Source organism: Granulibacter bethesdensis (assembly GCF_001889525.1).
Lineage (GTDB): Bacteria > Pseudomonadota > Alphaproteobacteria > Acetobacterales > Acetobacteraceae > Granulibacter > Granulibacter bethesdensis_C.
Window position 1 is genome coordinate 2,497,729 of the sequence record NZ_CP018192.1, and the last position, 21,630, is coordinate 2,519,358.

Consider the following 21,630-nt stretch of genomic DNA (forward strand, 5'->3'; position numbering starts at 1 on the left):
TGGCGCAGGTGGGGACCAGGCCATTGTACTCACAAAACAGAGTACCTTGCCGGGACACAGGGGATCAGTGTCCGGAAAGCCGACAGCACGACACACATGGTCGGCTGTCGGCTTTTTATCTGTTGCCGATGCTCCTGCTGCTCACTGCGTGCGGTGGCTCACCACAAGGGGGCGGGATTTCGGCCAGTCAATGGCAGTGCGCCCCTTTTGCCCGCGCCGTCTCCGGCATCGTATTATCGGGGGATGCCGCGGATTGGTGGGATCAGAATGATGGACGCTACCTCTCCAGCCATCAGCCAGCGCGGGGTGCCGTCATGATTTTCGCACGCTCCCGCCGCCTGCCGCATGGCCACGCATCGGTGGTCGAGGATGTTCTCGGCAGCCGCACCATTACCGTGGCGCATGCCAACTGGGTTCATGGCGTCGTCAATACCAGCCAGACCGTGGTGGACGTCTCCCCCCGCAATGACTGGTCCCTTGTGCGCGTCTGGTGGCCGCCGGCAGGGACAATGGGTGTCACCCCCTATCCTGTACGCGGCTTTCTTTCCCGTGATGGCAGGGGAGCCGATCCAGCGCAGATCCTGTCGATGGCGGAGTTGACGGCGCACTCCAGTGCCTATTGAACCAGCATCACGCGCATCATTCCATACGTCCAATAGCGCATGACACAGGTTTGTCGTATGATGTGATTCTTCCCGACTGGGGAGTGGCCCAAAAGATATGGCTCCGGTTAATGGCTTGCGTTATCGCCATGTCCGCGCCATCTCCTGTTCGGTAACCGGTTCGCGCCTCGGAGAGATCATGGGTAGTCTGAGCATCTGGCATTGGCTGATTCTGCTGGCGGTTGTCGCCATCCTGTTCGGGGGTGGGGGCAAAATCAGTGGGCTCATGGGCGATCTCGGCAAAGGGATCAAATCTTTCAAGCGGAGCATGGCGGAAGAGGACGATGCTTCCATGGAGCATGATCCGAAAAATCCCGCGGTGCCGCCCCCTTCCCCGAATGCATCTTTGGGGAACCAGCAACCCACACAGCATGACACGACCCCTCGTCCACAATCTCATGTCTAACGACATCGCTTTATATCGGCAGAGTTGAGGATAGATATGACCGAGACAGTCACGTCGGTCAGGCAACCGCCGGAATGGGCTGCTGCCACCATTGTTGCAGCCGGACAACGGATGGATGCACGTGGCTGGGTGCCGGCAACCGCTGGGAATATCAGCGTCCGGCTGCCCGATAATACCATCGCCATTACCAGCAGCGGCAACCACAAGGGCTTTCTGAAGACCTCCGACATCATGGTGGTCGATCAAGCCGGTAAGCCTTTAACCCCCGGGCTGAAACCCAGCGCGGAGACTCTGTTGCATTGCCAGATCTATCGTCTGGACAACCAGGCCGGTGCGGTCGTGCATGGCCATTCCGTTGCCGCCACCGTGCTGTCGATGGCACCGGGAAAAAACGATGCCCCGCCCGACTTCATCCGGCTGGAAGGGTATGAGGTACTGAAAGCCTTTGGCGTGAAAACCCACCAGATCACGCTGGATTTACCCGTTCTGGACAATGATCAGGATATGGAAAGTCTGGCCAGCATTGCCGAACCGATACTTCTTCGTGGGGCACCGCTTGGATATTTAATTCGTGGCCATGGCGTTTATGTATGGGGGGGCGATATGGCGGCCGCTCTGGCACGACTGGAAGGTCTTGAATTCCTGCTGGCCTGCGAGTTGGAACGCCGGCACCTGCGCTGAGACACATCTGGATTGACCGGGGGCATACGAGATGAGCCGTCTGACCATTTACTCAGACTCCGCACCGGATACACCGCTGATCAGGACCGAAGATCCGGGACAGATCGTACAGGAGTTGAGTAACATCGGTGTTCGCTTTGAACGCTGGACCAGTGCTGTTACCCCGTCCCCCGATGATGACGAAGCGACCATTCTCGCCGCATATCGTCCTTATCTGAATGCGTTGATGGGCGAAACGGGTGCCGGCAGTGCGGATGTCATCCGCCTGCGGCCCGATACACCGAACCTGCCCGCGTTGCGGCAGAAATTCCTGTCAGAGCATACCCATACCGAGGATGAAGTCCGTTTCTTCGTTCATGGCAGTGGCAATTTCATTCTTCATGTCGATGACAAGGTTTATGATGCACACTGCACACAGGGGGATCTGATTTCCGTCCCCACTGGCATCAAACACTGGTTCGATGCCGGCGAAACACCCTTTGTCACCGCTCTGCGCGTGTTCACCGATACCACAGGTTGGGTGGCCCATTACACGGGTGATCCGATTGCCGACCATTTCCCGGCTGCCTGATAGATCCGCCTTTTTCCACACAAGGCCCCCGCCATGAATCCTCCCAAGGCCATTCTGACCGATATCGAAGGCACCACAACCCCAATCGCCTTCGTGCATCGGGTTCTGTTTCCCTATGCCAAAGCCAATATGGCCGGCTTTCTGGCAGCTTATTCGGATGATGAAGCGGTTGCCGCAATCCTTGCCGAAGTAGAGGCGCAGTATCCGGGCCGACCGGCGCTGGAAACATTGCTGGGCTGGATGGATGAGGATGCGAAAATCACCCCGCTGAAAGCATTGCAAGGCCTGATCTGGCGGGAAGGATATCGCAGTGGCGCCCTGCAGGCGGAGGTGCACCCGGATGCCGCGCAGAGCCTGCGCGCATGGCATGAGGCCGGTCTCAACCTGTTCGTCTACTCATCCGGTTCGGTCGAAGCCCAGCAATTGCTGTTTTCCTATTCCGATCAGGGTGATCTGTCGCTGTTGTTCGGCGGCTTTTTTGATACCAGGATTGGCGGAAAGCGCGAGGCAGACAGCTATCGCCATATTATCGCCAATACCGGCATGCAACCGCAGAGCATGCTGTTCCTCTCCGATATTGAGGAAGAGCTGGACGCGGCGCTGGATGCGGGTTTGCGCACCTGCCAGCTCGTTCGTGCCGGAGATGGCGGGGGAACACCCACCCAGCGCCACCCGCATGCCCCGGATTTTATCGCCGTCGCACACCAGTTCGGCCTGCCCCATCCCTGATGCGGGATAACTTCCCTTTCTCTTTCAGCGTTTGGGCAGGGTCAGGACTCCGCCAGGCGGAGACAAGGTTGTCGGAGAAGGGCCAGCTGCGGCCGAACCGGGTGTCGCCGGCGCTACAGGCTCAGGCAAGGGTGCCGTCCTGACGCCCGGAGGAGCCTGCAATGTCTGTTGCTGCACAGCCCCCGGCACCGAGGTCATTGACGTATCCTGCAACCAGTCTTTCAGCGAATGCCGAACCTGATATTCCAGTTCGACATTCATATCGTTCATCATACCTTTGGTGACATCGTAGAGCGCTGCCTGCAACGCATGAGGACCACGATCGGGATCCGTCAGCGCCCTGGTGACGCGGGCCTCGGCAAAGCCGCTGCGTGTGCCGCTGCCGGTATAGACATCGACATGCACCGCCATCGCCCCGTTCAGCGTGCCGTGTGACGAAACAATCGAGGCATCCAGAATCTTCACATCAGCCCGACCACTGCTACCGCCCGGCACAATGCGCTCTCTCAGATCCTCCGCCAGCGCCTGCGCTGGAGGAACCGGCGATTGCGGGCCGAGATCACCCACCTTCGGCAGAAAATCCGGTGTCACCTGCACATCACCCACATTCAGACGCAGCTTGGTGAGATAGGAATAATTGAGCGGTGCGAAACTGCGCGGCTCATCATCGCTGGAACAGGCTGCCAGTGCGGCCATGACGGCCATGGTGGTAAGGCGCAGAACACACGCCGCCATCGGATGCCGCAGCGCTCGCCGGGCAGATGGAGGGAAGGATGTCATTGCGGGAGTTTCACACTGCACGTTCATTCGATCTCTTCCACTTGCTTCAGCCACTCTGCACAGCCGGATCTTTATTCAGGCTTTACCCCGGACCTCTTCCCGCGCGAACCGGAAATCAAGGTTACAGAATTCACAGGTCATGACGATATCCTGCTCAATCGTCATATGATCCAGATCGTCGGTGCTGAAAGTCTCCAGAACACCTGCCAGCCGTGCCCGGCTGCATCGGCAACCAAAGGCCAGCGCCCGTGGGCGATCCGCCGCGACACCTTCGGAATGGAACAGCTGATACAGCAAACGCTCCGGCGGCAGCTCATCATCCAGCAGTTCCGAATCACGCAGCGTCCCGGCCAGCGCCAGAGCGGCGCGCCAGCTTTCCTGATGATCCTCCGTTATCTCCGGCAGCGCGCCAGTGCCACCTTCCCGCGCCACCTGCTCCAGCACAAGGGCACCCGCCCGCCAGCCATTCTCCGTCTGGCGGCAAGCCAGTTGCACATGACACTGCATCTGCTCGCTGGTCTGGAAATAATGCAGCGCCATGGCAGCGAGCGTCTCCCCCTCAATGCCGACGATCCCCTGATGAGGCTCCCTGTCCGGTCCCTGATCGACCAGAAAGGCAAAATATCCCTGCCCCAGCAATTGGGCGGCGGTCGGTTGGGGTGTCTCTGCCAGAAGGGCTTCAAGCGCTTCACCATCGGTGCGGGCATAACCACGCAGTGCGCCGGTATCGGTGCAGTCCGCCAGCAGCAGACGCAACGGTCCGTCGCCCTTGATCTGCACGCTGAAGGAGCCACGGAATTTCAACGCTCCGGCCATGGCGGCAGCCAGAGCCAGCACCTGACCGACCAGCTCCGCCACAACGGGCGGATGGTCATGACGGCTCAACAAGGCATCCGCCAATGGACCGAGCCGTACAAGACGGCCACGGACGGGACGGTCCGGGATGAAAAAAGGCGTCATACCACGCGGCACGACGATATCGGGGACGTCTGGACGTCCACCATCCAGAAATGCGGGTGTGTCGGACATGAGACGCTAAATAGGCGCTGCCTGCCATCACCGCTACTGTCTTGTGATGGCATTTCTGCACCAGCCCGACTCATACAGTCGGCGCAGAGAGGCTGATATGCATGATCATGGACGGGACATGCAGGCACATCAGTCATTTTCAGGCGAGGCAGGCTCAGGTGAGATAAGAATGCACCAGCCTGATCAGTTCCTCAGCCGCCTGAGATGAGTCCCCTGCGTTCCGGGCGTCGATGATCTGCTCCCGGATATGATCCTCAATGATTTCCGCGATGAATCCATCCATCGCTCCGCGACAGGCTGTCGCCTGCTGGATCAGTCTGGTGCTGGCTGCACCCTGCTCCAGAACCGCGCGATGCAACGCATCAACCTGCCCACGAATACGTTTGAGCCGCTTCAGGAGTCGGGTTTTTTCATCGGCTCTGGAAGGGATCGGGAGATTTTCGGGGCTTGATCTCATACCCCCATGGGTATACGCCAAAGGCCGTGATGGATGCGAGACTTTCCTGTCGCGCAATCAGCCACGACTTCGCGATCGGCTTTCACCGGTCATGTGCAACCAGTCAGGGATCACCATGAACCCGCGATCCAGCAGCCAGCCCCCGGAAGGCGACAGTAGGCGTTTCACGCCTGGACTGAGGATTTCGACGGGCTGGACATCATGCCCGGGTGTGCATGGAACACCGATAGCAAGGCGTCCGCAGGGCTGAGACCATGCGCCGCCGATCTTTCGGCGGCCAGACACTCCCGAGCTTCAGCAACCGCTTGAGCAAAAAGGAGGTGTCTGTGATGAGCACCCTTCTTCATATCGACGATCTGCACCGTCACCTGACGCTGCTGCCGGAAACGCTTTTCCGAACCGGGCAAGCCCACGGGCCTGCGATATCCCGTCCCATCCTGCACGCTCAATGGCATGTAGGGGAGGATGGCCGTCCGGCCTGCAGGTGGGCAGCCGTCACGCCACCCACATCGCATGCAGCCCGCTAAGACGCACTTCCGGCTGAACTCCGGGCCTGACAGATTCCATCAGGCCCGGAGCCGACTGTCAGATAGCGTATTCGGGAGGCGGCAGAGTTTGATCCATAGTCAGTGCCGGCATGCCCTGGTTACGGGGCCCAACCGGATGCGCGGGCACACCCACGACAGTGGTATAGGGAAGCACAGAATCGAGCACGATACTGCCGGCGCCGATCTTGGCACCTTCACCGATCGTCACATTCCCCAGTATCTTGGCGCCAGCCCCGATCAGCACGCCACGCCGCACTTTAGGGTGACGGTCACCGGTTTCTTTCCCCGTGCCGCCCAGCGTGACCTCCTGCAGGATGGAAACATCATCCTCCACCACGGCAGTCTCACCGATCACCAGACCGGTCGCATGGTCGATCAGGATACCATGACCCAGCCGGGCCGCCGGATGAATATCAACCGCGAAGCATTCCGACATACGGCTTTGAAACACCCGCGCCATATGCTCACGGCCATGGGTCCAGAGATGATGGCTGATGCGATACGCCTGCAAGGCCTGAAACCCCTTGAAAAACATGAACGGGGTCAGAAGGTCCGGGCAGGCGGGATCTCGGTCCCGGATCGCCGTCAGGTCGATGATCGCGCTTTCTACCAGAGACGGATCGGTCTCATACGCATCGCCAATCGGCCCCAGCAACTGGTCCGCCGGTATCCACGCATTGCCGAGCTTATGGGCGATCAATGCGCCGAGGGCCGCCGGGAAACATCCATGCACCAGTAAGGCACGTTCCAGCCCGGCTGCCATGGCCGGATCGGTCAGGGCGATCTCCCGCGCTTCACGGCACAGGTTGAACCACACATCCTCGACATGGATCGAACCGGCGGAAATCCGGCGGCATAAGGCAGCAGTGGCTGGGGACATCGTGTCTCACCGGATGCTATCGTTGCAGGAAGAGGTAGGAAGCCCTCCCTCTCCCTGCCAGAGCCTGACGGCGTGGCTTCACACTATCGTAGCATTCCCATGGCCCAGACCAGCACGCCTTTCTGGGCGTGCAGACGGTTTTCGGCCTCGTCGAACACTACGGAATGAGGACCGTCGATCACACCATCCGTGACTTCCTCCCCACGATGAGCGGGCAGGCAATGCATGAACAGCGCATCCGGTGCCGCCAGCGCCATCAGCGCCTCATCGACCTGATAGGGGCGCAGCTTCTCATGACGGCCTGCCGGATCGTCGGACATGCTGACCCAACAATCCGTCACCACACATTGCACACCGGCAACTGCCTCCTTCGGATCAGCCACCAACGTCACATCACCACCATTATCGCGCGCCCAAGCGACGATATCGGCGTGCGGCTGAAGTGTGTCGGGGCATGCCAGACGCAGGCTGAACCCGAACCGCGCCGCAGCCTCGATCCAGCTATGAGCCACATTATTGCCATCCCCGACCCAGGCGATGGTCTGACCGGCAATCGGGCCGCGATGCTCTTCGAATGTCAGAATATCCGCCATGATCTGGCAGGGATGAGACAGCTCCGTCAGGCCATTGATGACCGGAACAGTGGCATGACGCGCCAGCTCATGCAGTTTCGTGCTCGATCCGGTGCGCAGCATCACCGCATCGACGTAGCGGGATAGCACCCGCGCCGTATCGGCCAGCGTCTCACCACGCCCGAGCTGCATTTCCTTACCCGAGAGCATAATGACATCACCGCCAAGCTGACGCATGGCCAGTTCAAAGCTGATGCGGGTCCGTGTACTGGGTTTTTCGAAAATCAACGCCAGCGTGCGCCCTGCCAGCGGGCGGGAGGACGTGTCGGCTCCCTTGAACCCGGTGGCGGCATCCAGCATGCGGCGCAGTGCATCCGGCTCAATGTCTTTCAGATCCAGAAAATGCCGGACACAGGAAGCGTCCGGACCGGCTCCGGCAGCAATTCTGGCGGACATGCTCATGATGCAGCCCCCCCTATTTCACGCGCAAATGTTACGGCCGTCTCACGAATGATCGAAAGAGCAGCATCACAATCCGCTTCCGTCACAACCAGCGGAGGCGCCAGCCGAAGCACGTTTTCTCCGGCTGCCACGCTCAGCAAACCATTTTCACGCAAGGCTTCCTGTACGGCCGTATTGGCGGGACCACAAAGGAGGCCAAGCAACAGGCCTTTGCCGCGCACCTCCTTGAAGATATGCGGGTAATCCCGAGCAATGGCCTCCAGCCCGGTGCGCAGCTGCTGCCCGCGTTGCTGGACAGCATCCAGAAATCCGGGCGCCAGTACCACATCCAGCACGGCATTGGCCGCGGCACAGGCCAGCGGGTTGCCACCATAGGTCGTGCCATGCGTACCGGGTGTCAGATGACGTGCCAGTTCGTGGCGCGCCAGCACGGCGCCCATCGGGAAACCGCCCGCAATCCCCTTGGCGGAGGACATAACATCCGGCGCGGCATCACCTGCCCATTCATGGGCCCAGAGCCGACCGGTGCGCCCCATGCCGCACTGGATTTCGTCATAGCCAAGCAACAGCCCATGCTCATCGCACAGCGCCCGAAGCTGGCGCAGGAAATCGAGCGCGATCACACGGATACCGCCCTCACCCTGAACAGGCTCAATCAGGATCCCCGCCGTTTCCGGAGTGATGGCTGCCCTCACCGCGGCGATATCGCCGGGGGGAACCTGATCAAACCCATCGACTGCCGGGCCGAAGCCCGCCTGATATTTCGGATTGCCGGTGGCAGAGAGCATGGCCAGAGTCCGGCCATGGAATGCCCCCTGAAAACAGATCATCCGCCAACGTTCCGGATGCCCGGTCTCGCTTTGGGTACGGCGGATCAGCTTGACCAGCCCTTCATTGGCCTCGGCCCCGGAATTGCAGAAAAATGCGGCCTCCGCGAAGGAGTGCGCCGTCAAGCGCTCGGCCAGACGTTCGGCTTCCGGCACGCGATAGAGGTTGGAGACATGCATGACCTTCGCCGCCTGCGCCGCGATGGCGCCGGTCAGGCCGGGATGCGCATGGCCGAGCGAAGAAGTGGCAATTCCCGCTCCGAAATCGAGATATCGTCGGCCATTCACTGCCGTCAGCCATGCGCCTTCTCCCCGCTCGAAAGCGAGGTCAGCACGGTTGTAATTCGGCATCAGGGCGGAGGTCACGAACAGCGTCCTTGATATTTCGATTTTTAAATTCCGATTTTCCGCGCCTTGGGTAGGTAAGTCAATTATTCTGACCGCATATCGGATGCCGAACCCTTCGCAAGCCAATAAAGCCAATGTCCTTACATCCTCCTCCGCTTCCTGACGAAGCTGCGTTATACGAAGCGGCTCTGCGCTATCTCAGCCGGTTCGCGGCCACCCGGACGGGGGTCGCCCGCATGCTGGAACGCCGTATCAAGCGATGGGCGCGCATGATGGAGGGGACGGAGATGGATCAGGCCGCGCTGCCCGATGCCATCCATCAGGCGCAACAGGCGGCCCGGACGGTCATTGAGCGTCTGGAACGCAGCGGCGTGCTGGATGACGCCGCCTTTGCCGCCGCGCGCACCAGCAGCCTGACCCGCGCCGGCCGCTCCCGCCGCGCCGTCGCCGCCCATCTGGTGGCCAAGGGGGTACCGCCTGAGCTGGTGGCGCAGAGCCTGCCGGATAATCCGGAGCTTGAACTCGCTGCTGCGGTAAAGCTGACGAAACGCAAAAAACTGGGGCCATTTGCAGTAGAGCGAACAACACCGACACCACAGGCCCGGCAACGTGCGCTGGCCGCCATGGCCAGAGCCGGGTTCGATGGAAGGACGTCTCAACAGGCTTTGGGTATGGAACGGGAAGAGGCGGAGGCGTTACTGGAGGCGTTGCGCTCAGGGATTTAAATTCATCGACAAGACATCACCTGAATGCACACTCCCCATCTGATGCAGCATCACTGCATCAATCCTGCCCTGTTACTCTCAGTCAGAAGCAGCAACAGCCCTCTTCGAAAACGTGTAGTGCCTGTGCCCAATGTAGGAAATCGCAACGGGTGACAGCACCCCGATGAAATGGGCAATATCATCCGCATGCCATGTCAGCCCTACCCAGGGAAACAAAACCTTTGCCAGCCCAAGGCTCACACCCCAGACAACAAACAACGCAAATCCATTCACGATGGCAAACCGCCTGAACTCTGAAGCACGAGAGCGTCCCGACTCATCGAACACGTACATCCGTGCCAGCACATAGGCCGTGATCATACCGAACAGATAGGCAATCGGCACCGCCAGCCAGAACGGCAGGACGAGATTCAGAAGATAGCGACAGCTGAGATTAACCAGGGCCGCGACACCACCCGTTAACAGAAAGCGCAGGAATTGCCGGCTCATAGCGCGCCTTTTTGTCCCTTGATGGAGGCCTCGACAGACTGCGCCATCAGCCTGCCATAACGGACGCTTTCCGAAATGCCGCGATCTTCCGGGTAATAGAAACAGGTATCCGCGATCTGAAGCCCCTTCACCTGGGTCTGGACAGGCGGAATCTGGCTGGCAAATCCGGGCGGGCAAACAGGCTGGGCATGGCGCAGGCGGCCAACACGCGCATCGATGCGATCACTGTCTGTCAGCGCAGGGTTAACCCGCTTGAGATAGGAAAATGCCTCATCCAGCAGATCATCGTCCGAACGCGCCCAGTTGGGCTGATCGACCGGCATGTAGTATGGCACATACACAATCGTATCACCGGTCGGGCGCAGATTGGAGAACTCCACAAAGCCGGGAATACCCATCGCCGGATCAACCACATTGACCCAGAAATGAGGGGTGACCTGTTTGCGCAGTTTAAAAATCAAGCAGGCCACACCAATATTCAGAATATCCGCGTAGCGTTGCCGGTCCGGCAGATCGGGCACCATCTCCGGGATCAACGGCGTGGGCACAGTGAGAATGGCGGCATCACATGCTATTTCCTCACCAGCAACGACCACACCGCTTACACGACCCTGATTGGTCAGCACCTTCTCCACCGGGGTACGCAAGCGGATTTTACCTCCGCCTGCCTCTATGGCTTGCACAAGCCTTGCAATCAGCGTCTCGGAGCCGCCCTCAATATAGCCAAGCTCCTCCTGCATGATGGAACGTCTTGAGGTGCCAACACGCTTGATCCGTGTCCATATCCATGCCGCTGAAACAGGATCGGCGTATTGATAGAATTTCAGATCAAACAGGGAGCGCCACAGTTTTTGATAAACACTCTGCCCGCACCATGTCTCAATCCATTTCCTGGCAGAAATATTTTCCAGTGACCCTGCCGCTTTCCGCTTGGTAGCGAAAAACATCATCAGGCCATAACGAAATTTTTCAATCAGCGTGAGGCCGGGAAATTTAAGCAGAGCGACAGGGGTACCCCATTCGCTCAGTTTTCCCTCAAAAAAATAGCCCATGCTGGTTTGCATCCACCGCATTTTATCGCCGATACCCAGCTCCTGCATCAGATCGAAAGTCGGCTGATCGGATTTGCAGACAAAATGATAGTAGCGTTCCAGAGAAAGGCCGCCGAAATCGAAATGTGCCGCCATACCGCCTGGAACGGCATCTGCCTCATAAACGGTGACATCATGACCGGCTTTCACCGCATGATAGGCAGCCGCCAATCCCATGGCACCTGCGCCAACAACCGCAACACGTGCCATCTCTCAGAACTCCAGAGCAATCTGCGCATAGGTCGGGTCACGGAAAGTCACTTCCAGCGCCTTGCTCAACGGCGTGGACTGGACACCGAAAATACCGGGCCAGTCGATGACTTCAAAAATATCCGGCGTCACCAGAGCCTTCAACTGACTGGCGGTAAAAGGTGGATTGCTGTTCACCAGCGCATAGATCTTAAGCAACAGCCAGAACAGACCATAAGGAATGGTCACAATCCGCGCCTTTGCACCTGTGGCGGTCTTAACGGCCCGCATCAGGTCGATATAGTCGATACGCTCCAAACCGGTGATGTTGAAGGCAGAGCCGTGATGCGGTTTTTTAAGACAGGCACTGATGATATCACAGAAATCACCGACAAATAGCGGCTGACGCAGGTAGCGCCCATTCCCCGGAATCGGGAAAACCGGCACTTTTTTCATGAAACGGGCCAGCCAGCCCAGATGCTTCCGGTCGAACCAGCCAAACATCAAGGTCGGGCGCAAAATGGTGACGGGCAGGCCACTTTCAACGACCAGCTTTTCCTGCGCTTTTTTCGATTCCGTGTAAAAATCCCGCGCCGCAGAATTCACGACTGACGAAGAAATATGCACGACATTGCCGATACCCGCTTTTCTGGCAGCAGCAATGACCTTCTCTGTCGCCGTGATATTATTGGCGATAAAAGGCTCCTCCGTCAGGGCACCGATTTGCGCGTGGTTCAGCACCAGCGCATCCGCACCTGCAAAAGCATCCTGCCATGGGCCATCTTTTGAAAGATCAGCCTCAATGACCTCGATCCCGGGATGGAGCTTACGCAACAACGCGGTGTTGGACGGATGCTTGTCGATCGCAATGATCCGGCCAGCCTGGCGGTCCACCAGACGCTGAATCAGATTTTGCCCCACCAGACCAGCAGCGCCGGTGACGATAATCGTCCGTGTCGTATTCAAGTGTCGTCCCTTTACAGGCGGGTCTTGTGGAAAATACGTGCGGGCACTGAACGGATAACCAACATGATCAAACGCCAGAATCCCGGTGCATAAACAATGGTTCTGCCGTTTTCTGCAGCGGCCACAATGATCTTTCCAAGCTGCTCTGCGCTGGCCCAGAGCGGTCCTTTGGTAAATCCTTCCGTCATTGGTGTATCGACAAAACCCGGTTTGATGAGAACAGCACGGGCACCGCTGCGGGCAAGCCGATGAGCAATACCCTGCACCAGTACACCAAGTCCTGCTTTTGCAGCACCATAGACATAGTTCGACTGCCGACCCCGATCCCCCGCCACAGAGCCGATCACGACCAGACTGCCGAATGTCTGTTTCTCAAGCAGATTGGCTGCGGCCTGACACCACAAAGCAGCGCTGACGAAATTCACCTGCAACAGATCGGCCAAAGCATTCGGGTTCTGCTCCAGCATTGTCTGATCGCCGAGCACTCCATAAGCGAGCAGCACGATATCCAACCCACCAAACCGGGCTGCAATGTCATTGAGCGCGGTGACGGAGTCCGCCTTTGCGCAGTCGCAGGGAACCGTCACGATCTCGGAGGCTCCCCGCGTGGCCAGATCATCGGCAATCACGGCGAGCCGCCCTGGATCACGCGCAAGCAGCGCAAGGCGGGCACCTTGCGCCGCCCAGAGACGCGCCGCCTCCTGTGCCATGGCAGAGGTTGCACCCAGAATCAGGATCCGTTCAGGCGCTCTCATTGCAACACACGCTGCCAGAAACTGGAGGTCATGACCGGATCCTTATGAGGAAGAAATTGATCAAGCCGGGGAAAAGACTGTCTGAACATGCCGGCACTCATCCGCCCGTCTTTCGCGGGGTAAAGCGCCCCGCCCGCTTCCCGGACGATCTCATCCAGCCGCAGCAGCGTGGCCAAAGTCCCGGCTCCCCGGAAGGGAAAATCCAGCGCCAGAGTAGCACCGGGCCGGGGAAACGATAACAGCCCCGGTGAGGTTTTCGCACCGAACGTCTTGAGCACGGCCAGAAAGGAGGTCTCCCCGCTGCGTGCGATGGCATCCAGCAATACGGGCATGGCGGAACGCGCGGTCTCGAAGGGAAGGACGCATTGATATTGCAGCATGCCGCGCGCGCCATACAACCGGTTCCAGCTGCGGATGGCATCAAGCGGATAAAAATGCTGGCTGTAATGCTGGACCTGTTTTCCGGCTTTACGCTGATGGGCGCGGTAGTACAATTCGTTGAAGGCACGCACGCTGAAGCGATTCAGGGCGAAGCCGGGTGCATCGAGCGGAATGGATTTCCAGCTGCGATCATCATGCGGGTCAAGACGCCCATCCCGCCGCCAGTTGGCGCGCGTAAAGATGCCACGGCCTGCATGCGGGCCACGTGCCAGGCAGTCAATCCAGGCAACAGTGTGTTCGAAACCGCCTGCACTCTCGGCCGCCAGATCCCAGAAAGCATCGATATTCTCGTAAGGGATGGTTTCTACATCCAGCCATGCGCTGGCAATCGGAGAGAGCTGCAACTCCACCCATTCGATCACCCCTGTCAGCCCAAGCCCCCCGAGCGTCGCAGCAAACAGGCCATTGTCACTTCGGGCCTCAAGCACCCGCCGCTCTCCGTTACCTCGCAGCAGGCCGAGCGCACGCACGGAGCAACCGAAAGAGCCGGCAGAATGGTGATTTTTGCCATGCACATCATTGGCAACCGCGCCACCAAGCGTCACGAACCGCGTACCGGGGCTGGTCGCGGTAAACCAGCCCTTCGGTACGGTAAAGCGCAGCAGATCGGACAGGCTCATGCCGGCATCAGCCCGCACGATCCCGTTTTGTGCATCGAAATGGATAAAGCGGTTCAGCCCGGTCATCTCGATCAGGCGACCACCCGCATTCAACGGCGTATCACCGTAGGAACGGCGCAAACCAACCGCCAACAGACTGGCACTCTCACTCTCCGGCCCTGTCAGGCTGGACAACGCGGCAGGAAAGGCCGGTCGGGCGACATAATGCGGCTCACGGACCACGCGCCCCCAGGAGCAGATATCCGTCCGAAGCGTGAAAGGAGAAGCAGCCATCATCAAACCGGCATAATGGCAGCCAGAAACAAGGCTATTGCTGTCGCCCCATAGAATAGCGACACACGATCTTTCAGAGCAAAGGCAACAGGATCATCCTGCAGTTCCTGACGCTGGCATAACAGCCAGATGCGGCCCAGGAACAGAAAAATGATCATGGGAAAGCCCCATAACAGGGCGGGGTGACGATAAAAACTCGCCTGAAACGCTTCGTCGATCAGATACAGTACCATGATGGCGACCGCCCCCATGCTGGAAGCCACCCCGAGCGCCAGAATCAGTGGCGCATCCGCAGCCAGGTAGCCACGTCCGAGCACTTTCTGGTGACCATGCTGCACCATGCGCATCACCTCGGTATGTCGCTTCACCAGCGACAGGGAGAGGAAAATAAACATGGAAAACACCAGCAGCCATGGTGCCAACGCAACACCGGTCACCACCTGCCCGAGCACAAGCCTCATTGTAAACATGCCCGCCAGCAACAGCACATCAACGATCGGCTCGCGCTTGAACTTATAGGAATAGGCGAGGCTCATGACCAGATAGATGGCAAGAGTGACGATGGCACCGACACCATCGGCAGCGGCAAACAGCAGAGCAGCCAATCCGCAGACCATCAACAGAAACAGGCCGTCATCCAGTGGCAATTGCCCACTGGCAAGCGGGCGCTTTTTCTTCGACCAGTGGCGACGGTCCTCAGCCAGATCCCACATGTCATTGGCGATATAGGTGCCCGAAGCGAGCAGCCCCATCGCCATGAAGGCCAGTATGGCCGCCCCCCAGGCATGGGCCGAAAAAATTTGTCCCCCCAGCACCAGCGGCACAAAAACCAGAGCGTTTTTGGCCCATTGATGAAGCCGCGCCGCCCGGCGGAGAACATTGGCGCGTTGGCCGGAAGGGCGGATATGGGCCGCCACCGGGGTATCAGGCTGAACCTTGCTTCTCAGGCGCTTGCCGCGTTCAACGATGACAGCAGCACGGGCAGAGCGCCACACATGAAGATCTGCTTCGGAATCACCCGCATAGATGAAGCCATCCGGGTAGCGGCTTGTCAGGGCGGCAGCCTTGGCCGCTCCCTTCAGGTTACCCCGATCATCAGAGGACAGAACCTCTGAAATAAAAGGAAACCGGGCGCTTATTTTCTCCGCAATAGCCCGATTGGCAGCCGTCGCCAGGACGATTTTACGCCCTTTTGCTGCCTCCCGCTCCGCCAGCGCAATGATACCGGGGGTCGCAGGAAGGGCATCGATATCCTCCTGGGTCAGTACCTCGGCAAAGCGCTGCTTGAACTGCGCACGACCGGCCATCACCCAGAGCGGAAGCCTGACAAGATCAGAAGGAGTATTTTTCAGATGTTGCAGCAGAGATTCATGCAGTGAATCAGTGGCAATCAGTGTTCCGTCAAGATCAAGTACAAGAGGAATTGAAATATCCTGATCCAAGTAAGCCTCTTGCATTGAAATGTAGAAACCGTGGCATTGCACGGGCAAGCCCGTTAAAGAGTATCTTAAACTTGCCAGTTGTCAGGGGGAAGCGACACCGGTCGCATAAACCGCCCTCTGCCACGATTCATAAGGCTGGCGGCAGGGTACCCCGCCTGCCAGCCTGGGGTTTTATTTTTTCAGCCCGTTCATCTGACTGTTCATCTGGGCCATATTCTGTTTCAGCATCGTCTCCATCTGCTTACACAGTGCTGTTGGCGTGGTCTGCTGCCGCTTTGCCGCATCCTCTATCGAGATTGTCTGGCCGCCCATGGAGACAGTGCCGCCCTTGCCTGTCTGCTCAGCGGCAGCTTCGCCTGCATCTGCCGGGGGAGGCAGCATGGCGATGATTTTTCGCTGGATATCCAGTGTCTCTGCACTGATATCCCCGCGTGACTGGCAATATTCTAACACACCAAGCTGATTGGCCGCCGCCAGACGCACGGCTTTCATATCAGCGGTGGGAGCAGGGGTGGCGGAAGGTGCATCAGCAGCCTGTGCCACGCCGATGCTGAACAGGCCCGCGACAAAAGCAGGTAAAACATGACGGGTCAGAATCATGGTCGGCGTCTCCCAATGTTATTTTTCAGTCCTGACGATAAAGTCTAACGTCCTATCGGTCAGCCCTGTTGCAGATGCTCCGGGATCACCATGCCCAATCGGACAGGAATATTCCAGCGCTCGACCATCTGGCGGTAGGGATGAAACCCGACCTGGCGATACAACGGCAGTGCCCGTGGATGATCAGCATTACAGGTATTCACCGTGACATACCGCACTGAACCGACTGCCCATGCCATATCCACCGCATGCCGCAGAAAAGCATGGCCCAGCCCGCGCCCGACCCAGCCCGGCATCAGGCCGAAATAGCTTAGATTGACGGCAGGCGCATAGCGCGCATCCAGCTCATAAAATCCGGCTGTCTGCCCGTCTGCTTCCAGGACGAACACCCCAATTTGCGGATCAGATAACAAAGCCGCCAGATCCCGGTCCGGCATGACACGACGCAACCACCACAGATAGGGCGTCCCCACCGTCGCGTAGAGAAACCGGTAGAATGCAAGGTCAGGCGCAATGACCCGCACTACGCGCACCCCCTCAGGCAATGGAGGTGCCGGGACGGCAGGTGGGCGATCCATCCGCAGAAACGTCACCGTCACATGCGCGCGGATGACCGGTTCGGAACCGCTCATCCGGCCATGCCCGCGCCACAGGACACACGCCCGCCGATCAATCGTCTAGGAAAGAGCGCAGCTTACGGCTGCGGCTGGGGTGTTTCAGCTTGCGGAGTGCCTTGGCCTCGATCTGACGGATGCGTTCACGCGTCACGTTGAACTGCTGGCCGACTTCTTCCAACGTGTGATCCGTATTCATGCCAATCCCGAAGCGCATGCGCAACACACGTTCCTCACGCGGGGTCAGGCTGGACAGAACGCGGGTGGTCGCTTCACGCAGATTGGCCTGAATGGCGGCATCCAGCGGAATGATCGCCGCCTTGTCCTCGATGAAATCGCCCAGATGGCTGTCTTCCTCATCACCGATCGGGGTTTCGAGGCTGATGGGTTCCTTCGCAATTTTCAGAACTTTCCGCACTTTTTCCAGCGGCATGCCGAGCTTTTCGGCCAGTTCCTCGGGCTGCGGTTCACGCCCGATTTCATGCAGCATCTGACGGCTGGTGCGCACCAGCTTGTTGATCGTCTCGATCATATGCACCGGGATCCGGATAGTGCGGGCCTGATCGGCGATGGAACGTGTGATCGCCTGACGAATCCACCATGTCGCATAGGTGCTGAACTTGTAGCCACGGCGATATTCGAATTTGTCCACTGCCTTCATCAGGCCGATATTGCCTTCCTGAATCAGGTCAAGGAACTGCAAACCGCGATTGGTGTATTTCTTGGCAATAGAGATCACCAGACGCAGATTGGCCTCGATCATCTCCTTCTTGGCGCGGGCGCTATCGCGTTCGCCGCGATTGACGGTCTTGTAAACACGCAGAAATTCGGAGATCGGCAGTCCGGCATCCGCCGCAACCTCTCCGATCCGGCCCCGGATCTGGCCGACTTCCTGCGGGTAGCGAGCCGAAAAATTTTTCCATGCCTTGCCGGGCAAGGTGGAGACACGCTCCAGCCAGTTCGGCTCCAGCTCATGATTACGGTGCTGTTCCAGGAAGGAATCGCGCGGCACCTTACAGCTTTCCGCCAGACGCAGAAGCTGCCCTTCCAGTCCGGTCAGACGCTGGTTGAGCTGCTTGAGCTGGAGAACCAGCTCCTCCACGCGTCCGTTATGCAGCCGCACCTCGCTGACCTTCGCGACCAGCTCATCACGCATCTTCTCATAGGTCTTTTCGGAGCGGGCGGTGACTTCCTCGCCGGATGTAAAGCTGTCGAGACGCTTTGACTGCATCTTGGACAGTTTTTTGTAGATCGCCTCGATTTCCTCGAACCGCTGCAGGGTCTCCGGTTTCAGCTTTTCCTCGAGCGCGGAGAGAGACATACCGATACCGTCGGCATCGTCTCCATCCTCGGATTCTTCAGGCGGGGGCGGCGGAGTGAAGGCTTCGGCATCTGCCTCGCCTTCCTCAACACCTTCTTCACCACCCTCCACCACACCGGGCGGCGGACCGCCCTGCGTGGCTTCCAGATCGATGATGTCACGCAGCAGCATCTCACCGGCCTTGAGACGTTCATGCCAGGTGATGATGGCGCGGAATGTCAGCGGGCTTTCGCACAGCCCGCCGATCATCATGTCGCGACCGGCCTCGATACGCTTGGCGATGGCGATTTCGCCCTCGCGGGACAGCAGCTCCACGCTGCCCATCTCGCGCAGATACATGCGGACAGGATCATCCGTGCGGCCGAGGCTTTCCTCGTCCACATTGCCGGAGCGTTCCTCATCCTCGGTTTCTTCCGCCCGTTCGGCACGGGCAGCGGGTTCGCCGCTTTCCTCGGTCTCTTCACTCTCGACGACCTGAATGCCCATCTCACTGAGATTGGCCATCACGTCCTCGATCTGTTCGGAGCTGTTCTGCTCCGATGGCAGAACCGCGTTCAGCTCGTCAAAGGTGATGTACCCCCGCTCCTTGCCGCGTGCGATCAGGCGTTTCACCGATGCGGACTGCGTGTCGAGCAGGGTCGTTTCCACATCCTGTTCCGACGACGCGCTCTCCGCGGTAGCAGCCTGCTTCGTTGCCATCGATCAAACCACTCCTCAACACATCACAGGCGAGCCCGATACGGAAACCGGGGCTTATGCCTCGGGATCATCCGATTCGCCTCGCCTTATCTTATCACGCGCCTGAACCAGTGCCGTCAGGCGCCGCTGGCTCTGCTCGTCCCCATGTTCATCCCACGCACGCTGCGCCGCCATGACTTCCTGATCCAGACGATCCCGATGCAGAAAGCCAAAAATGTGCCACCATGCCGCCTCGGCCTCCGCCGGCATCACCGCGCCGCCGCAAACCGCACAGTTTGGAAGCGGAAAAGGATGAGGCGCGAAAACGCGCTCCACCTCCCGACCAAGCCCCGCGCGTTGCAGGTGGTCTATCAGACCCTCCGAGTCAAGCGGGTCCGTATGATCCGGGATCGTAAGGATCGCCCGGCGCAGCCTGTCCAGCCAGTCCGGCAGGTCGAGTGTGGCGAACGCTTCCTCCACATCATGCAGCAGCGCCGGATGGCTGAGCAGAATGGCGGTCAGGATACGCAAGCGTTCGATCCCGGCCATTTCCGCAGCCAGAGCCGGGTCCAGACGGTTCGGCGCGGGCTGAGTGAACTGCCAGCCACCTCCCCGGCTTCCTCCGCCATAATGTCCCCCTCTGCGGGCGCCGGTGGCAGGGCGGCGCAGCGCGTAAAATTTTTCACGCAGGGCAGAGCGGTATTCAGCCGCCAATGTCTTGTCTGCAATGCGCGCAGCGGCATCGTTCAGGCGGCGTTGAAATACGGCCCGCTGCTCCGGCGTCTCCAGCGCCTGCCCTTCCCGCAGCATGGCGAACAGCGCATCGGCAAAGCTGCGTCTCCGTGCATCCTCCAACACAGCGGAGAAAGTATCGGAGCCACGGGCACGGATCAGGCTGTCAGGATCTTCTCCGGCAGGCAGCCGCGCCACATGCAGGGTGCGTTCGGTCGTCAGGAAAGGCAGCGCCAGTTCCGCCACCCTCAACGCAGCCCGCGCACCGGCGGCATCCCCGTCAAAACACAGGATCGGAGCCGGGGAAAGCTGCCACAACGCATCAAGCTGCTCCTCCGTCAGTGCCGTGCCGAGCGGAGCCACCGCACCGCTGAACCCGACCTGATGCAGGGCAATGACATCCATATAACCTTCGACGGCCAACAAGGCCGCACCGCCACGCACCGCCTCCCGCGCCAGATCCAGCGCATAAAGTGACCGTCGCTTGGAAAAGACAGCGGTTTCAGGGCCATTCACGTATTTAGGCTGTCCATCGCCCAGAATACGGCCTCCGAAGCTGATGATCCGGCCGCGCCGGTCGCGGATCGGGAACATGACCCGCTCATGAAACTGGTCCCATGGACGACGACCAGGACCATCCTCATCAAGCCGGAGTAAACCGGCCTCGGCGAGCTGCTCCGGTGTGATCCCCTTTCCGGCCATAGCCGTGGCCAGACTGCCACGCGCAGGGGCCCAGCCCAGACCAAAGCGACGGATCGTAGCCTCACTCAAGCCCCGGTCCAGCAGATAGGTCAGGCCGCGCTGACCCTCCGGCTGTGATAACAGCATCGCATAATAGTCACCCGCCTGCGCCAGAACCTCATGCACCCCGGCACGGGCCTCGGCCTGCCGGGTTTCTTCCCGGCTCGGCTTCGGTATATCCAGCCCGGCCTCGGCGGCAAGCTGCTCCACCGCCTCCAGAAAACCGGCCCCCTGCGACTGCATGACGAAACTGACGACATCCCCATGCACACCGCAGCCAAAGCAGTGAAAATGGTCGTCATATACGTAAAAAGAGGGCGTTTTCTCGCCATGGAAAGGACAACAGCCTTTCCAGTTGCGTCCGGCTTTGCTCAGCCGGACGCGGCGACCGATCACCGAGGCAATCGGCGTCCGCGCCCGCAGCTCATCCAGAAAATCAGGCGACAAAGCCATTCCGGCACGCCCCCCTGCAGGAGGTTCCGGCTTTAGCCGTTCAGGCGCGCTTTCACCAGCGCCCCGGCGGCTGCCATATCGATGGTCGCAGCATATTTCGCCCGCAGCACCGCCATGACTTTCCCCATATCCTTCACGCCGACAGCACCGCTTTCCGCGATCGCCGCATCAACCGCGGAGGCCGTTGCGGACTCATCCATAGCCTGCGGCAAGAAGCTTTCAATTACCGTGATTTCCGCCTCTTCCTTTTCCGCCAGCTCCGGACGATTGCCTTGAAGATAGAGAGTTACGCTCTCCCGCCGGGATTTGATCATGCCACGCATCATCACCTGAAGCGCGGTATCATCCACTGTTTCCCCTTTGGCCCGGGCCTCGATATCCTGCTCCTTCATCCTGGCGATAATCAGCCGGATCGCCGCGACACGCGCCGTGTCACCGCTCTTCATCGCGGTTTTCATCTGGTCCATGAAATCATCGCGCAGGGCCATGGCGGGTCTCCCTCTGGTATTTCACTTCCCGAAATCGGGAGGCGAGAAAAATGATGTCGA

General features: G+C 59.3%; 24 protein-coding genes. 7 read left to right on the forward strand and 17 right to left on the reverse strand.

Going from position 1 to position 21,630, the window contains the following annotated elements; all coding sequences use genetic code 11:
- Positions 1–128 precede the first annotated feature (128 nt).
- The 5 genes from GbCGDNIH6_RS11255 (at position 129) to mtnC (ending at position 3,049) form a co-directional block, all read left to right on the forward strand.
- Positions 129–623 carry a CHAP domain-containing protein gene (locus tag GbCGDNIH6_RS11255; RefSeq protein ID WP_072564024.1) on the forward strand — a complete coding sequence of 165 codons (495 nt, stop codon included), beginning with the start codon at positions 129–131 and terminating at the stop codon, positions 621–623.
- Between the two features lie 178 nt (positions 624–801).
- Positions 802–1,068: a twin-arginine translocase TatA/TatE family subunit gene (locus GbCGDNIH6_RS11260; RefSeq protein ID WP_025318394.1), complete on the forward strand. Its 267-nt coding sequence runs from the start codon at positions 802–804 to the stop codon at positions 1,066–1,068.
- 36 nt (positions 1,069–1,104) lie between these two features.
- Complete coding sequence (locus GbCGDNIH6_RS11265; RefSeq protein WP_072564026.1) at positions 1,105–1,749, forward strand: methylthioribulose 1-phosphate dehydratase; 645 nt, start codon at positions 1,105–1,107, stop codon at positions 1,747–1,749.
- 31 nt (positions 1,750–1,780) lie between these two features.
- On the forward strand, positions 1,781–2,320 hold the full coding sequence (locus GbCGDNIH6_RS11270; RefSeq protein WP_072564028.1) for a 1,2-dihydroxy-3-keto-5-methylthiopentene dioxygenase: 540 nt from the start codon (positions 1,781–1,783) through the stop codon (positions 2,318–2,320).
- A gap of 33 nt (positions 2,321–2,353) precedes the next feature.
- Entirely contained in the window at positions 2,354–3,049 is a 696-nt protein-coding gene (gene mtnC, locus GbCGDNIH6_RS11275; RefSeq protein WP_072564030.1) for an acireductone synthase, read from the forward strand.
- Between the two features lie 24 nt (positions 3,050–3,073).
- Here the strand turns inward: mtnC and GbCGDNIH6_RS11280 are convergent, their stop codons facing one another.
- The 3 genes from GbCGDNIH6_RS11280 to GbCGDNIH6_RS11290 all read right to left on the reverse strand — a co-directional run bounded on the left by GbCGDNIH6_RS11280 (position 3,074) and on the right by GbCGDNIH6_RS11290 (position 5,315).
- Entirely contained in the window at positions 3,074–3,829 is a 756-nt protein-coding gene (locus tag GbCGDNIH6_RS11280) for a hypothetical protein (protein WP_072564031.1), read from the reverse strand.
- 75 nt (positions 3,830–3,904) lie between these two features.
- Entirely contained in the window at positions 3,905–4,858 is a 954-nt protein-coding gene (gene hslO, locus GbCGDNIH6_RS11285; protein ID WP_072564034.1) for an Hsp33 family molecular chaperone HslO, read from the reverse strand.
- Positions 4,859–5,012: 154 nt separating this feature from the next.
- Entirely contained in the window at positions 5,013–5,315 is a 303-nt protein-coding gene (locus tag GbCGDNIH6_RS11290) for a metal/formaldehyde-sensitive transcriptional repressor (RefSeq protein ID WP_072564570.1), read from the reverse strand.
- Between the two features lie 329 nt (positions 5,316–5,644).
- Between GbCGDNIH6_RS11290 and GbCGDNIH6_RS11295 the strand changes: the two genes are divergently transcribed.
- A complete protein-coding gene (locus GbCGDNIH6_RS11295) occupies positions 5,645–5,842 on the forward strand; it encodes a hypothetical protein (RefSeq protein WP_157692429.1) in 198 nt (65 codons plus the stop codon).
- 58 nt (positions 5,843–5,900) lie between these two features.
- Here GbCGDNIH6_RS11295 and cysE read toward each other — a convergent pair whose 3' ends face one another.
- The 3 genes from cysE to GbCGDNIH6_RS11310 form a co-directional block, all read right to left on the reverse strand.
- Entirely contained in the window at positions 5,901–6,743 is an 843-nt protein-coding gene (gene cysE / locus GbCGDNIH6_RS11300; protein ID WP_011632972.1) for a serine O-acetyltransferase, read from the reverse strand.
- A gap of 83 nt (positions 6,744–6,826) precedes the next feature.
- Positions 6,827–7,771 (reverse strand): ornithine carbamoyltransferase, encoded by a 945-nt coding sequence (argF, locus tag GbCGDNIH6_RS11305; protein ID WP_072564038.1) that lies wholly within the window; start codon positions 7,769–7,771, stop codon positions 6,827–6,829.
- Positions 7,772–7,773: 2 nt separating this feature from the next.
- Complete coding sequence (locus GbCGDNIH6_RS11310; RefSeq protein ID WP_095413454.1) at positions 7,774–8,970, reverse strand: aspartate aminotransferase family protein; 1,197 nt, start codon at positions 8,968–8,970, stop codon at positions 7,774–7,776.
- Between the two features lie 116 nt (positions 8,971–9,086).
- On the opposite strand from GbCGDNIH6_RS11310, the gene GbCGDNIH6_RS11315 reads away from it, so the two are divergent.
- Positions 9,087–9,677, forward strand: a complete 591-nt coding sequence (locus GbCGDNIH6_RS11315) for a regulatory protein RecX (RefSeq protein WP_072564040.1) — start codon at positions 9,087–9,089, stop codon at positions 9,675–9,677.
- A gap of 78 nt (positions 9,678–9,755) precedes the next feature.
- Here the strand turns inward: GbCGDNIH6_RS11315 and GbCGDNIH6_RS11320 are convergent, their stop codons facing one another.
- The 11 genes from GbCGDNIH6_RS11320 to GbCGDNIH6_RS11370 form a co-directional block, all read right to left on the reverse strand.
- On the reverse strand, positions 9,756–10,166 hold the full coding sequence (locus GbCGDNIH6_RS11320; protein WP_072564043.1) for a GtrA family protein: 411 nt from the start codon (positions 10,164–10,166) through the stop codon (positions 9,756–9,758).
- Positions 10,163–11,467, reverse strand: coding sequence for an NAD(P)/FAD-dependent oxidoreductase (locus GbCGDNIH6_RS11325; protein WP_072564045.1), 1,305 nt, complete (start codon positions 11,465–11,467; stop codon positions 10,163–10,165). The genes GbCGDNIH6_RS11320 and GbCGDNIH6_RS11325 overlap by 4 nt, the downstream gene beginning before the upstream one ends.
- Positions 11,468–11,470: 3 nt before the next feature.
- Entirely contained in the window at positions 11,471–12,412 is a 942-nt protein-coding gene (locus GbCGDNIH6_RS11330; RefSeq protein WP_072564065.1) for an NAD-dependent epimerase/dehydratase family protein, read from the reverse strand.
- An 11-nt stretch (positions 12,413–12,423) separates the two neighbouring features.
- Positions 12,424–13,167, reverse strand: a complete 744-nt coding sequence (locus GbCGDNIH6_RS11335; RefSeq protein WP_072564066.1) for an SDR family NAD(P)-dependent oxidoreductase — start codon at positions 13,165–13,167, stop codon at positions 12,424–12,426.
- Complete coding sequence (locus GbCGDNIH6_RS11340; RefSeq protein ID WP_232449825.1) at positions 13,164–14,504, reverse strand: FAD-binding oxidoreductase; 1,341 nt, start codon at positions 14,502–14,504, stop codon at positions 13,164–13,166. Before GbCGDNIH6_RS11340 ends, GbCGDNIH6_RS11335 begins: the two co-directional genes overlap by 4 nt.
- Positions 14,504–15,943: a UbiA family prenyltransferase gene (locus GbCGDNIH6_RS11345; protein WP_232449827.1), complete on the reverse strand. Its 1,440-nt coding sequence runs from the start codon at positions 15,941–15,943 to the stop codon at positions 14,504–14,506. The genes GbCGDNIH6_RS11340 and GbCGDNIH6_RS11345 overlap by 1 nt, the downstream gene beginning before the upstream one ends.
- Before the next feature lie 171 nt (positions 15,944–16,114).
- The gene (locus tag GbCGDNIH6_RS11350) at positions 16,115–16,543 is read right to left on the reverse strand and encodes a pore-forming ESAT-6 family protein (protein WP_072564068.1); all 429 of its coding nucleotides are present in this window, start codon (positions 16,541–16,543) and stop codon (positions 16,115–16,117) included.
- 59 nt (positions 16,544–16,602) lie between these two features.
- Complete coding sequence (locus GbCGDNIH6_RS11355; RefSeq protein WP_072564069.1) at positions 16,603–17,175, reverse strand: GNAT family N-acetyltransferase; 573 nt, start codon at positions 17,173–17,175, stop codon at positions 16,603–16,605.
- A gap of 37 nt (positions 17,176–17,212) precedes the next feature.
- The gene (gene rpoD / locus GbCGDNIH6_RS11360) at positions 17,213–19,177 is read right to left on the reverse strand and encodes an RNA polymerase sigma factor RpoD (protein ID WP_072564070.1); all 1,965 of its coding nucleotides are present in this window, start codon (positions 19,175–19,177) and stop codon (positions 17,213–17,215) included.
- Positions 19,178–19,231: 54 nt separating this feature from the next.
- Positions 19,232–21,082 carry a DNA primase gene (gene dnaG, locus GbCGDNIH6_RS11365; protein ID WP_072564071.1) on the reverse strand — a complete coding sequence of 617 codons (1,851 nt, stop codon included), beginning with the start codon at positions 21,080–21,082 and terminating at the stop codon, positions 19,232–19,234.
- 32 nt (positions 21,083–21,114) lie between these two features.
- Complete coding sequence (locus GbCGDNIH6_RS11370) at positions 21,115–21,570, reverse strand: GatB/YqeY domain-containing protein (RefSeq protein ID WP_072564072.1); 456 nt, start codon at positions 21,568–21,570, stop codon at positions 21,115–21,117.
- Positions 21,571–21,630: the final 60 nt, after the last annotated feature.